Annotated in this window: 13 protein-coding genes and 1 pseudogene; 9 read left to right on the top strand and 5 right to left on the bottom strand. The window is 72.4% G+C overall.

The window, feature by feature from the left end; translation table 11 throughout:
* Window positions 1–650: 650 nt before the first annotated feature.
* From OG389_RS03805 to OG389_RS03770, 8 genes and pseudogenes are all read left to right on the top strand, one after another.
* Entirely contained in the window at window positions 651–1298 is a 648-nt protein-coding gene (locus OG389_RS03805) for a DUF6461 domain-containing protein (RefSeq protein ID WP_328297023.1), read from the top strand.
* Between the two features lie 127 nt (window positions 1299–1425).
* A pseudogene (locus OG389_RS03800) lies at window positions 1426–1665 on the top strand (helix-turn-helix domain-containing protein); the annotation flags it as partial.
* A 232-nt stretch (window positions 1666–1897) separates the two neighbouring features.
* Complete coding sequence (locus OG389_RS03795; RefSeq protein ID WP_328297022.1) at window positions 1898–2296, top strand: hypothetical protein; 399 nt, start codon at window positions 1898–1900, stop codon at window positions 2294–2296.
* Window positions 2293–3063 carry a transcriptional regulator gene (locus OG389_RS03790; RefSeq protein WP_328297021.1) on the top strand — a complete coding sequence of 257 codons (771 nt, stop codon included), beginning with the start codon at window positions 2293–2295 and terminating at the stop codon, window positions 3061–3063. Before OG389_RS03795 ends, OG389_RS03790 begins: the two co-directional genes overlap by 4 nt.
* Before the next feature lie 71 nt (window positions 3064–3134).
* Window positions 3135–3551 carry a roadblock/LC7 domain-containing protein gene (locus OG389_RS03785; RefSeq protein ID WP_328297020.1) on the top strand — a complete coding sequence of 139 codons (417 nt, stop codon included), beginning with the start codon at window positions 3135–3137 and terminating at the stop codon, window positions 3549–3551.
* A gap of 104 nt (window positions 3552–3655) precedes the next feature.
* The gene (locus OG389_RS03780) at window positions 3656–4030 is read left to right on the top strand and encodes a hypothetical protein (protein ID WP_328297019.1); all 375 of its coding nucleotides are present in this window, start codon (window positions 3656–3658) and stop codon (window positions 4028–4030) included.
* A gap of 163 nt (window positions 4031–4193) precedes the next feature.
* Window positions 4194–7751, top strand: a complete 3558-nt coding sequence (locus OG389_RS03775) for a bifunctional glycosyltransferase/CDP-glycerol:glycerophosphate glycerophosphotransferase (RefSeq protein ID WP_328297018.1) — start codon at window positions 4194–4196, stop codon at window positions 7749–7751.
* Window positions 7752–7882: 131 nt separating this feature from the next.
* Window positions 7883–8371 (top strand): VOC family protein, encoded by a 489-nt coding sequence (locus tag OG389_RS03770; RefSeq protein ID WP_328297017.1) that lies wholly within the window; start codon window positions 7883–7885, stop codon window positions 8369–8371.
* Window positions 8372–8415: 44 nt separating this feature from the next.
* On the opposite strand, the gene OG389_RS03765 is transcribed toward OG389_RS03770, so the two are convergent.
* Complete coding sequence (locus tag OG389_RS03765; protein ID WP_328297016.1) at window positions 8416–9162, bottom strand: SIR2 family NAD-dependent protein deacylase; 747 nt, start codon at window positions 9160–9162, stop codon at window positions 8416–8418.
* Between the two features lie 62 nt (window positions 9163–9224).
* Window positions 9225–10010 carry an aminoglycoside N(3)-acetyltransferase gene (locus OG389_RS03760; protein ID WP_328297015.1) on the bottom strand — a complete coding sequence of 262 codons (786 nt, stop codon included), beginning with the start codon at window positions 10008–10010 and terminating at the stop codon, window positions 9225–9227.
* Window positions 10011–10133: 123 nt separating this feature from the next.
* On the opposite strand from OG389_RS03760, the gene OG389_RS03755 reads away from it, so the two are divergent.
* The gene (locus OG389_RS03755) at window positions 10134–11000 is read left to right on the top strand and encodes a GNAT family N-acetyltransferase (RefSeq protein WP_328297014.1); all 867 of its coding nucleotides are present in this window, start codon (window positions 10134–10136) and stop codon (window positions 10998–11000) included.
* 25 nt (window positions 11001–11025) lie between these two features.
* Here OG389_RS03755 and OG389_RS03750 read toward each other — a convergent pair whose 3' ends face one another.
* The 3 genes from OG389_RS03750 to OG389_RS03740 form a co-directional block, all read right to left on the bottom strand.
* The gene (locus tag OG389_RS03750) at window positions 11026–11472 is read right to left on the bottom strand and encodes an SSI family serine proteinase inhibitor (protein ID WP_328297013.1); all 447 of its coding nucleotides are present in this window, start codon (window positions 11470–11472) and stop codon (window positions 11026–11028) included.
* 222 nt (window positions 11473–11694) lie between these two features.
* Window positions 11695–12153 carry a Crp/Fnr family transcriptional regulator gene (locus OG389_RS03745; protein ID WP_328297012.1) on the bottom strand — a complete coding sequence of 153 codons (459 nt, stop codon included), beginning with the start codon at window positions 12151–12153 and terminating at the stop codon, window positions 11695–11697.
* A 205-nt stretch (window positions 12154–12358) separates the two neighbouring features.
* The gene (locus OG389_RS03740; protein ID WP_328297011.1) at window positions 12359–12661 is read right to left on the bottom strand and encodes a hypothetical protein; all 303 of its coding nucleotides are present in this window, start codon (window positions 12659–12661) and stop codon (window positions 12359–12361) included.
* Window positions 12662–12856 lie beyond the last annotated feature (195 nt).

Raw genomic sequence — 12856 nt, 5'->3', positions numbered from 1 at the left:
ATCCGCTCGCGCAGGGCTGCCCGGCCGAGCAGGGCGGCATGGGCGGCGCAGGCCGGATCCCCGTCCGGTGGCCGGTCGGCGATCCGGTCGGCCGCCACGGTGATCCGGCGGTTCAGGTCCTCGCGTATCTCCCCGATGATCCGCTCCATGACCGGCAGGGTGGCACGGGGGAGGGGGCGCTGGGGAGGGCCTCGACCGTGCCGTGTCCGCCAGCGTGTCCGAAGCACCGCGCACGCAGTGCATATGCGACGGTCATACCGGCAGGGCGGTCCGGCGGCCGCCGGACCGCCCACGCCGTGCCGTACCCGGCCACGGTGGACGCCGGACCCGCACCGTCGGGGATCCGCCCGTGCGCCACAACCCGGAGCGCCGCGCCGCGCCGCTCGACGGCATCGAGAGTCCTCGCCCGTGAGGGCTCGCGGGGGCTGGCCCCGCGTGCGGAGGCCGCGCTCCCGACCGTCACTTTCTCCAGCCGCTTCGCCCACCGGGCCCAGCCGCTGGTGGAGATCCTGCCCCGCACCCGTGAGCGGCCCGTCCGGTCGAGGGGCTCATCGAGGCCATGGTCGAGCGCCTCCTCCCGGAGCGCCCCGCCGACTGACTATCGTGCTCGTGGGGGAGCACCGGCACGCATCACGCGAGGGACCGTGGCAATGGCGGACATCACCGGACCCGGCGACGGCGGCGACGGCGGCCGGGTCGGCGACACCGGCATCCAGTGGCTGGCGGACTGGAACGCCTGGTACGTCAGCCTGACCTTCGCCCGCGGCATCGGCCCCGAGGAACTGGCCGTACGGCTCGGCGCGCTGCCGGACGTCCGCCCGGGACCGCTGGGCGCCATCGACGCGTGGAGCATGGTCACCGAGACGGTGGAAGGCGACGGGGTGGCCCGGGTGGGGAGCTGGGGCGGCTGGTCCTTCGCCGTCGAGCACGGAATGCCGGCCGGGGCGCAGCGCCTCGCGGAGGTTTCCCGGGCAGGGGTCGAGGCCGTCCACCTCGACCCGCAGCCCGACCACCCGCCCAAGCAGTTCGCGTACGCCCGGGACGGCGAACTGGTCTGCTGCTTCGGCATCGGAGAGGAATGCTGGCGCGGCGGACACCGGCCCGACTTCCTCCTGCCGGAGCTGGTCGAAGCCAAGATCCTCGCTCCGGACGGCTGTTACGCCCGTCCCGAGGACGAACCGGACGCTGACCGCGACCGCCTCACCCTCTCCGTGCTGGAACAGCGCTTCGCGCTCTCCCTGCCCCGGCGCCTCGTCGAGGAGACCCCCCTCCCGGCCTTCGTGACCTGTACGCAGTAGGAAGCGGGTCCCGCGGCCGGGCAGTTGTTGATCTTATGCTCAGGTTTACGCGAGTCAGCTGGTTTTGCGGCCGGTGAGCGACTTTGATGGGTTTGCCAGGCCTCGTACCGGAGCAGGGGGACCACTCATGGGCACAGACCACAGCACGAAGGACAGCGCGGACAGCGGCGGCAGCACCACCACACCCACCCTCATCGGGTCCGTGCAGCGGGCGCTGCGCCTCGTGGAAGCGATGTACGCGGAGGGCGGGGCGACCGCCAAGCGCCTTGCCCGGCTGACCGGAATTCCGCTGCCCACCGTCTACCACCTGCTGCGCACCCTCAGCCACGAGGGTTATGTCCAGCGCGAGGGCGGCGCCTTCCGGCTCGCGGACGATCTGCCGCTCGCCTCGTGAGGGGGGTCCGTGCGGCGCTTTGCCCACGGGATCCGAAGCAATGATCAAAATGGAACGGGTTCCGGCCAAGGTGTCGCACGCTTTCCCGCATGTTCCAGCGGAAAATGCCAGAACGCCCTTCCGCACTGTGGAACTTGAGTAAGTTCCCTTCTGTCGCGCCGTACGACCGTGCACCTCGCACGGTCCGGCCGGGAGGGGAGCCCGCGTGCCCGGGATCGACGAATGCCTGCTCGAAGCCATGGCCCTGCCTGGTGCGAGGGGGGCCGCGCTGGTCGACTGGAGCAGCGGGCTGGCCCTCGGGACGGCGGGGGACTCACCGGTCGGTGACCACGAGACCACCGCCGCCGAGACCGCGGAGCTGGCCAGGGCCGCCGCCGAGTACGAGTCGTTCGCCCCGGCGGAGACCGAGGGGGACGACCCGGCCGGACCGCCCGTCGAAGACCTGATCGTCACCACCCGGACCGGCTACCACGTGCTCCGCTTCGTCGAGACCAGCTTCGACAGCAGCGTCTTCCTGCACCTGTGGCTCGACCGCGCCGACGGGAACCTCGCCCTCGCCCGCCACAGACTCCGCACCCTGGCCGAAGGACTGGTGCTCAAGTGACGGCCGCCGTCTCGCCCCTGCTGACCCGGCTCGCCGCCGAGCGGGCGACGGGGGCCCTGTTCCGCGAGCGCGGCACCCTCTTCCTGGAGGACGGCCGCGTCGTGCACGCCGAGAGCCCGGCCACCCCCGGGCTCGACGTCCTGCTCACGACCGGCGGCGGGCTCACTCCCGAGCGCTGGACCGACGCCGTGAACCAGGCCGGCGCCCGCCGCCAGGTGGCGCGCTTCCTCGTCGACAGCGGGGGCATGGCAGGAGGCGAGCTGGAGATCTGCCATCTCGCCGCGATCTTCGACGCCGCCTTCTTCGCACTGTCCCCGGGCAGCGGCCCCTCCCGCTTCCGGCGCGGGGCCACCCACTGGATCGGCTCCGTCCGCTCGGTCCCGGCGGCCGCCGTCGAGCGGGAGACCCGGCGCCGCCGGGAGCTGCTCGACGCGGTCTGGCCCTACCCGCTGCTCGACACCTCCCCGGTCGTGCCCCGGGCCGCCGCCCCCGGCCAGACCGTCACCGCCCGGCAGCGGATCCTGCTCGACCGCGCCGACGGCGTGCGGACACCGGCGGACCTGGCGTGGGTGCTGGGCCGGCCGGCCTTCCACACGCTGCTCGACGTACGGCGCCTCGCGGCGGCCGGGCTGGTGGAGACCCCGCACGAGTCGGCGCCGGCGGCCGGCGCTTCCGCGGCGCCGCTGCCCGACTGGATGACGCAGGCACAGTCCCCGGACGTGGCGCTGCTGCGCCGGTTACGCGACGCACTGGAGGCAAGCCTGTGAGGCTCCCGCTGCGATCCGCCCAACGCGCCGACCGCTCCGGGCGCAGGCCGCCCGAAAGGAGAAAGGCCGATATGAGTACGGTGCCCGCCGAAGCGGAGGCCGAGATACTCGCGGAACTCCGGAGGCTGCGGGCCCGCGTCCCGCAGCTGGGAGGGGCCCTCGCCGCGAGCGTCGACGGCCTGGTCCTGGCCCACGACAGCGCTGCCACCGAGGCCGAATCGGTCGCCGCCCTGACCGCGGCCGCCCTCGGAGTGGCCCAGCGGCTCAGCGACTGCACCGGCCAGGGCGGGTTCCGCGAACTGCTCGTGCGCGGCGAGGACGGATACGTGGCCACCTACGCGGCGGGCGACGCGGCCGTCCTGACCCTGATCGCGGAGCCGCGCATCAATGTCGGCCGGCTCCACCTGGAGGCCCGCCGGTCCAGCCTGCGCATAGCCGAGCTGATCGACCACAGCCTCGGCCGCCGGGGCCCCGGCCCCGGCTCCTGAACTTCCGGACCCCGTGCGTCCGTACATCCGTACCGACGTGAACGACTGAAATCTCCCTGAATCTCACTGAATCTCCCTGGACACCGAAAGAAAGAGGAATGGCCATGGCCAACGTGGAGACCGCGCTCAAGGAAGCCACCACCAGCATCGACGGCGTGCTCGGAGCCGCCCTCGTCGACTGCGGCAGCGGCATGGCCCTCGGCACCATCGGGGGTGGCAAGGACCTCGACCTCACGGTCGCCGCCGCGGGCAACACCGACGTGGTGCGGGCCAAGCTCCGCACGATGGAGATGCTCGGCATGAAGGACGAGATCGAGGACATCCTGATCACCCTCGGCGGCCAGTACCACCTGATCCGGCTGCTGAAGGGCCGGGGCGGCTCGGGCCTCTTCCTCTACCTCGCGCTCGACAAGGGGCGGGCCAATCTCGCGATGGCCCGGCACCAGCTGAAGAAGATCGAGGCAGAGCTGGAAGTCTGACCCGATGACCGCGAGGTGGCGGGCGGCTGAAATGATTGTCGCCTGCCCCGGCGGCTACTCCCATATGTCCGAGATGGTCGATTTTTATCATCTCGCTACGGAGTAGGATGCTGTAATCAGCTGATCATCGACAATCGCATTTACGCTGGAGAACTCGCTACCCATGCCCCCGCGCCTGAGCATCGTCGTCCCTGTCTACAACGTCGAGCTTTATCTCGACGAGTGCCTGGAGTCCATCGCAGCGCAGACATTCGACGACTTCGAGGTCGTGCTCGTCGACGATGGCTCCACCGACGGCAGCGCGGCCCTGGCGCAGGCTTTCGTCGAGCGCGACGACCGCTTCCGGCTGGTTCTCCAGGAGAACGCGGGCCTCGGCGCGGCCCGCAACGTGGGCGCCCGTCACATCAGCCCGGGCAGCGAGTACCTGGCTTTCGTCGACAGTGACGACACGATGCCCACGTACGCCTACGAGCGGATGATCGCGGCCCTCGACGAGACCGGCTCCGACTTCGCGGCCGGCAACGTCAAGCGCTTCCGCTCCGTCGGCATGTCGCAGTCCTGGGGCCACCGCACGGCTTTCGCCAAGACCAGGCTGAAGACCCACATCTCCAAGTTCCCGGCGCTGGTCACCGACCGCACCGCGTGGAACAAGGTCTACCGGCGTACCTTCTGGGACGAGCATGCCTTCCAGTACCCGGAAGGCATCCTCTACGAGGACGCTCCCGTGAGCATTCCCTCGCACTACTTCGCCTCCAGCGTCGACATCCTCAGCGAGTGCGTCTACCACTGGCGGGTCCGCGAGACCGGCGAGCGCTCCATCACCCAGCGCTCCACCGACCCCGTGTCGGTCATCGACCGGGTGGAGTCCGTACGCCTCGTGCGCGCGGCGCTCCAGGCCAAGCCGGGCGCCACGTACGCCCGTTACCTGCGTGACTACGACCGCAACGTACTGAGCGAGGAACTCCCCCTCATCTACAAGTACGTAGGTGAGGGCGGCGCCGATTTCCGCGCCGCCTTCTCCAAGGAGGTCGGCGGCCTCGTCCGGGCCATCGGCACCGCGCCGTGGTCCGACCTGACCGTCGCCGACCGGCTCAAGGCCTACCTCGCCGGCGAGGGCCGGATAGAGGAGTTCATCGCCCTCATAGAGCACCAGCGGGACTTCTCCTACAGCGTGCCGGTCAAGGGTCTGGCCCGCCCGCAGGCCGACTACCCCTTCCTCAAGGCGCCGGTCCCCGCGAAGGTCCTCACCCTCGGCCCGCGCGAGCGCCGCGTCGTCAGCCGCCTGGAGCAGGCCCACTGGGCCGACGGCAAGCTGCTGCTGCGCGGCTACGCGCTGCCCGGCCACCTGGGCGCGGAGAGTCGTCTCGGCTCGCGCAAGATGCTGGTCTTCCGCGAGAGCGGCAAGCGCCGCCGGACCGTCGTGGGCACCCGCACCGTCGCCTCCCCGATGGCCACCGTGCACGCACCGCACCTGGCCCTGCGCCACGCCGACTGGGCCGGCTTCGCCGCCGTCGTCGACCCCAGCGTCTTCCAGACCGGCGGCAAGTGGGTCGAAGGCGTGTGGAGCACCTCCGTCGCGGTCACCGGAGCCGGCGGTCTGCACCGCGCCCGGCTCCGCGGCGGCGAGCACGACAGCGGGCAGAACCCGCCCGCGCACTGGGTCGCCCCGGACGTACGGGTCGCCCCGAGCACCGCGGGCTCCTTCACCGTCCAGGTGGAGATCGTCCGCGCCAGGGCCCTGGACGTCCGCCCGGCCGGTGACGACGCGGTCGAGGTGGCCGGCGAGCTCGCCGCCGAGGTCGGCGCCGGCGCCACGCTGCGCGCGGAGCACGTCTCCACCGCCGCCGTCCTCAGCTTCCCGCTGGAGACCGCCCCCGCCGTCGCCGGCGGCCGGACCCCCTTCACCGCGCGGGTACCGCTGGCGGACCTGGCCGCCGTCCCGGACGCCGAGTGCGCTCCCGGCGAGTGGACCCCCGAGCCGTGGAAGCTGTCCGTCGTCGCCGCCGACGGCACCGAGCACCGGCTGGCCCACGACGAACGCGGCGGGTTCACCGGTCTGGTCGTCCCGCTGCCCGGCGAGGTGACCGGCCGGACCCTCTTCGCGAAGCGCGGCAACACCGGACACCTCACCCTCTCCGTGCAGCCCTCGCCGCCGCTCGTGGACACCGTCGCGGCCAAGGACGGGGTCCTGACCATCCGGGGCCGCTTCGTCGCGCCCGTCGACGAGCCCTACGAGCTGGTGCTGCACGACCCCCACGGCGTCGAGTTCAGCTACCCCGTCACCCGTGACGGCGACAGCTTCGAAGCCTCCTTCGAGCCGGTGCTCGCCGACAGCTACGCGGGCCGCACCGCACTGCCCCAGGGCCGCTGGTGGCCCACCATGCGCCCGGTCTCCGAAGGCGGCGTCACCGCGGGCCTGCTCGGCGTCGACCGCGGGGCCCCGCTGCAGTTCGCGCCCACCGCCCTGCACTCGGGACCCCACGCCGTCGCCGCGCGCGGCCGCCGGATGCGCGTCGAGGCCCGTTTCTACGACCGCGTCGTACTGGTCGCCGACCCGATGATCAGCCCGCACGACCGCTCGCGCCACGCGCAGCGGATCGCGCGCGACGTGACGTACCCGGCGCAGCGTGCCCTCCCCGTCAAGGACATCGCCGTCTTCGACACCTTCCAGGGGTCCGGCGCCGGAGACTCTCCCCGCGCCATCCACGAGGAGCTCGTGCGGCGCGGCGAGAAGCTCGACCACGTCTTCCTCGTGCGCGACGGCCGCGCGGAGGTCCCGGCCACCGCGCGCGCGGTGCAGTACGACAGCCTCGAGTCCTGGGACGTGCTCGCACGGGCCCGGTACTACGTCACCAACGACAGCGTGTCGCAGGCCTTCTTCCGGCGCCCCGGCCAGACCGTCGTGCAGACGTGGCACGGTACGCCGCTGAAGCAGATCGGCCACGACTACGTGCACGACTACTACACCAGCCCCGAGGTGCTGGAGGCGCTGGCGCACGACAGCGCCCAGTGGACGCTGCTCGCCTCCCCGGGCTCGTACGCCACGCCCGTCCTCAAGCGGGCGCTCGGCTACGAGGGCGAGGTCATCGAGTCCGGCAGCCCGCGGACGGACGCGCTGCTGCGGCCCGACGAGGCGCGGATCGCGGAGGTCCGCCGGCGGCTCGGCCTGCCCGAGGGCAAGAAGGTCGTCCTCTACATGCCCACCTGGCGCGAGAACCGGGAAGGCTGGTCGGGCGGCTACCGCCTCGACCTGCAGATCGACCTCGACGCGGCCCGCCGCGAGCTCGGCGAGGACCACGTCCTGCTGGTCCGCGGCCACCACCGGGTCAACGAGCAGGTCCGCGACGCCGTCCGCGACGGCTTCGTCGTCGACGTGTCGCGCTGGCACGACCCGACCGACCTGTTGCTCGTCGCCGACGTGCTGATCTCGGACTACTCCTCCGCGATCTTCGACTTCGCGCACACGGACCGGCCGATCCTGCTCTTCACGTACGACCTGGAGCACTACCGGGACACGCTGCGCGGCTTCACCTTCGACCTGGAGAAGAAGGCCCCGGGCCCGCTGCTCAAGGACTCGGCGAGCCTGATCGAGGCCGTGCGGAACGCGGACGCGGTGGGCGCGGAGTACGCGCAGGCGCGGGCGGCGTTCCGGGAGGAGTTCTGCGACCTGGACGACGGCCACGCCGCCGAGCGGATCGTCGATCGCATGCTCGGCAGGTAACCCACGCGAGTGATTTCCAGGCTGGATGCGGACCGGCCCCGGCCCCCCGATGAGTTTCGGGGCCGGGGCCGGTCTGTATGTGCGGGACGGTTTCTCCCACACGTACACGCACATGCACTCCGGAGGCAGTCATGGCCAGCAACGGCAACGGGTTCACCACGTGTCTGTGGTTCGACGGCGACGCGGAGGCCGCCGCCGACCACTACCTGTCGATCTTCAAGGACGGCAAGCGCGGCCGCATCGGCCGCTACAACGAGGGCGGACCCGGAACGGCGGGTGACGTCATGGTCGTCGAGTTCGAGATCAACGGCCAGAAGTTCGTCGGTCTCAACGGCGGCTCGCAATTCCCCTTCACCGAGGCCATCTCCTTCCAGATCCACTGCGCCGACGCCGCCGAGGCCGACTACTACTACGACCGGCTGACCGGCGACGGCGGCGAGGAATCCGCCTGCGGCTGGGTGAAGGACAAGTTCGGAGTCTCCTGGCAGGTCATCCCGGCCGGCGCCATCGAGCTGATCTCCGACCCGGACCCGGGGCGGGCCGCCCGCGCCACCGCCGCCATGATGAAGATGAAGAAGCTCGACGTGGAGCGGATGCGTCAGGCGGCGGACGAGGCCTGACCAGCCGGTCCGCCCGGTCCACCAGGTCTACCCGGGCGGCCCCATCACGGGGAGAGGCCCTGGCCGCCGGCGGCGATCCGGGCCAGCAGGGCCGGCAGCGCCGTCCCGATGGGCTCGCGGACCACCTCGTCGGCGATCGGGTCGTACGGGGTCTCCTCCGCGTTCACGATGATCAGGCGGGCCCCGGCCTCCGCGGCCATCCCGGCCAGCGAGGCCGCGGGCTGCACCTGGAGCGTGGAGCCGACGGCCACGAAGACCTCGCACCCCTTCGCGACGGCGACGGCCTGCGCCAGCACCTCGGGATCCAGCCGCTGACCGAACATCACGGTCGCCGCCTTGAGGATTCCGCCGCACGCGAGGCAGGCGGGATCCGGCTCCCCGGCGGCGACCCGGGCCAGTGCCTCGTCCATGCCCGTGCGGGCACGGCAGGCCGTGCACACCACGGCCCGCGCCGTGCCGTGCAGTTCGAACACCTTGCGGGCCGAGGTCCCGGCGAGCTGGTGCAGCCCGTCCACGTTCTGGGTGATCACCCGCACCGGGGTCCCGCCGCGCTCCAGCTCCGCGACGGCCAGGTGCGCGGCGTTCGGCCGCGCACCCAGGGCCCCGATCCCGGCGCGCATCAGCCAGGACCGCCGCCGGATCTCCGGATCGGCCATGTAGTACTCGTACGTCACGAGCTTCTCGGCGTCGGGATCCCGCCGCCACAGCCCCTGCGGGCCCCGGTAGTCCGGAATCCCGGAATCGGTGGACATCCCGGCCCCGCTGAACACTGCGACGAGCTGCTTTCCCATGGGCCGACTCTAAGGAGCCCGCACACCCCGCCGCGATCGAATTGATCCCCGGCGCCTCGGCGCTACGGCCTTCCGTCCGCGTCCAGCAGTTCCTGGAGGCGGGGTACCGCGAAGTCGACCAGGGCCGCGACGGGCAGGAGGCGGCACACCGCGGCGCCGACCGTGACCTCCACGATGCCCGCGTGGCGTTCGAAGTCGGCGCCCACCGTCGGGAAGTGCGTGTCGTTGTCGTTGCCCACGTCCGGGGTCTCGATCCAGACCCGCTCGCCATCCACCTCCATCGGGAACCGGCGCACCCGCAGACGGGGGCGGGGGACGAGGGACTCGACGTAGTGCAGGAAGGAGTTGCGGTTGTGGCCGACCCCGATCAGCAGGATGTGGCCGCCGAGGTCGTCCAGCCGGCCGAACGGCGAACTGCGCCCCAGCGCGAGGCCCAGCGTCTGCCCGGCCGTGACCTCGGCCGCACGGGCACCCACCGCCGCCACCGACGCCTGCGGGTGTCCGCTGCGCACGCTGTCGGGCAGCGCCCGCAACGCCTCCGGGACGGCGCCGAGCGCGGGGGTGACCGGCAGCCCCGGGTGGAACAGCGGCACCGCTTCCCGACGTGCCGTGACCCCGGCGTCCGGTGCGCCCACGTGCTCCGGATCCGGATCGGCCACCTCCCAGGTGAACGCCGGCACGGCCACCGTCCCGGTCGGCCCCACTGCCTCGCGCAGACTCGCCACCACCGTCGCGGCGCCGCCGTCGACCCGCCCGAGGCTGGACAGCGACGCGTGCACCATCAGCGCCATGCCCTCGGCGACACCGGCCTCCCGCCAGCCCGCGACCAGCTCGCCCGTCCTGAGCACGAAGCCCCCCTCTTCCCGGCCGTTCCGGCTGGCCCGGCCGCCACGGAGTGGATCCTACGAGGCTCCGCGCAGGGCTCCGCGGGGACCGGGCGTGCTCCTTGCGCATCTGGTACAACACCGGGCATGACGGGATTCAGTGGGTTCGAGATCAACGGCGCGAGCGCCGCCGACATGGAGCTGCTCCGGGACTGGGCCGCCGAGGAGGGCTGGAACCCGGGGGACTCCGACCGGTACGCATTCGCCGTGGCGGACCCGGGCGGCTTCCTCGTCGGGCGCCTCGGCGGGGAGCCGGTCGCCTGCGTCTCGGCCGTGCGCTACGGCGCGGGCTTCGGATTCATCGGCTTCTACATCGCCCGCCCCGCCTTCCGCGGTCAGGGTTACGGCAGCCGGCTGTGGAAGGCGGCGCTGGAGCGGCTCGACGGGCGGCTCGTCGGGCTGGACGGGGTGGTCGCGCAGCAGGACAACTACCGCAAGTCCGGGTTCCGCTCCGCCTGGAACAACGTCCGCCACGAGGGGGTGCCCCGGGCCGGAACCGCCGGGGCCGCGGTGGTGCCCGGGGTGGAGATCGTGGACGCGGCCACGCTGCCCTTCGGGCAACTCGCCGCCTACGACCGGCGCTTCTTCCCCGCGCCGCGCGACGCGTTCCTCGCCGCCTGGATCGGCCTGCCGGGCCGCACCGCCCTCGCCGCCGTACGCGAGGGCCGGGTCGAGGGGCTCGGCGTGGTCCGGCCGGGCAGCGGCGCCTCGCGGATCGGACCGCTCTACGCCGCCGGCCCGGACATCGCCACCGCCCTGCTGCTCGCGCTCGCGGAGCGGGCCCCGGGCGGCGCGGTGGCCGTGGACGTACCGGACGCCCATCCGCGGGCCGCCGCCCTGCTGGGCGGGCTGGGCCTGACCCCGGCCTTCGAGACCGCCCGGATGTACACCGGTCAGGAGCCGGATCTGGACCTGACCGGCATGTACGGGGTCACCAGTCTGGAACTGGGCTGACCCTCCCGCGGTCGTGGGGCGGCGGTCAGAAACCGAAAAGCGTACCGGTGCTGTTCCGCATGCCGCACTGGTTGGAGTAGGTGTACGTGTAGCTCAGGTGGCGGCCCTGCCACACACCATCGGCCCTCACGGTCATCGGGTCCCACTCCCTGGTACACGTCGCTTCGGGGAGCGGCACGGCGAGTGCGTCCAGCCGCTCGGGGGCGTTGGCGCGTAACTCGGCGCACGCGGCGGCCGCCGCCGGGTGCGTTCCGCTCGGCCGGGGCGCGCAGGTGAGGGTGACGGCGCGCAGCACCGTACCGCCCGCGGAGTCGTCGCCCTGGGTCACGCTCAGTACGAGTGCGGACGGTGCGTACAGGCTTTCGGTGCCGGAGGGGGCGGCTCCGGCCGGGCTGGAGCCGACCAGGGCGGTCAGGGCCACGAGCCCCATGGCGGCGGACGAAAGCCCCAGATTCCTGGTGACGGATCGCATGGCGAACACTCCTCGCGTCGTTGCGTCGGATAACGGACGCGAGTCTTGCCCATGCGGAACCGGAACGCCCGTTCGGACCGCTAATTCTCGTCACGCACCGCGCACGCATGACCGCAGACCGCAGCGGTGGGGTCGGGTCTGACCTGTGGGGGAGCGGTCCGCGTATTCGGCCGAACACGGACGGTTGGCGGCCCGCAGGAGCGTGTCGGACCGTGAACGGCGTCAGCCCGCGGCGAGGCGAGGGGCGTACAGGTCGAACAGGCGGGTGCGGGTCTGGTGCAGCCGCAGCGCGAGAACCCGCCCGACCCAGTGGCCGACGGCGGACCCGAACGCCGGATCGGCGTCCATGAGCATCCGTACGGTCGTGGCGTCGAACTCGTACGCGCGGACCGGGGTCATCGCCTCGGCGCCCAGCTGCCACACGTACGGGGTGAAGAGCCACGACCAGCCCACCAGTTCCCCGGGGCCCAGGCTCTCGATGGGGGTGGGCCGGCGGCCGGGAACGGGAATCTCCAGGGTGACCGTGCCGGAGCGGACGATCCAGAAGGATTCCGCCCGGGTCCCTTCGTCGAAGATCCGGGCACCCTCGGGGAAATTGACCTCACGGGCGTGGGACATGAGCCGCCCACGGTGTTCGGTCGACAGGACCGCAGCGATCCGGATGGGGGAAGGTGTGCTCACGACGGCCTCCGATCGGGACCCCCCGCTCCCACCAGTGTCGCCGACGCGGGGCTGATTCCGGGGCCCGGTGTTCGAAGGATGGTCCGTTTCCCGGCGGAACAAACCCCTCCGGCCACTACCGGGCGGTACTGGCGGAGCTCCGGTGAGTCCGGGACATGGTCCGCAAGGGGCCGGGAGCGGCCCGGAGCAGCCCGGAGGTCGTGGCCTAGTCCTCCGCGTTGGCCTCCAGGCAGGCCAGTTCCATGGCGTCGAGGACGGCCTCGTGGCTGCGCCCGCTGAGCTCGGCGACGTTCTCGATCTGCGCCGTCGCCCAGGCCGCCAGGGTCATCACCAGGACGCGGAGCCCGTCGGTGCCGTAGTCGGCCAGGACCGCGTCGGCGGTGATCATCGCCTCCTCGGGCACCCGCTCCGGTGGTTCGAGTCCGGCCAGCCCGCGGAGCAGGGTCAGCGTGCGGCGGGAGATCTCCGGGGTCATCCCCGCCAGCCGCATGTCTTCTTCCTCGTCCATCCCGCCCCACCCTCCGGTCCCGCGCCCGCGCCCGCGTGTGTACCCGGGCCTGCGCTCCTGTCCCGTCCCCGTGTCGTTCCCCAGGGCACGGTAGAGGGGCGCGGGCCCGGGTGGGGCGGCAATCGCGAGAACCGGGCGTGCGTCCCACGTCCCGGACGGTGGAACCGGCGGTCCGGGACGTGGGACGCACGCCAG

This window comes from Streptomyces sp. NBC_00435, from assembly GCF_036014235.1.
Classification (GTDB): domain Bacteria; phylum Actinomycetota; class Actinomycetes; order Streptomycetales; family Streptomycetaceae; genus Streptomyces.
Note: the sequence above shows the minus strand (reverse complement) of the source record. Positions and strands in the feature narration are given on the sequence as shown.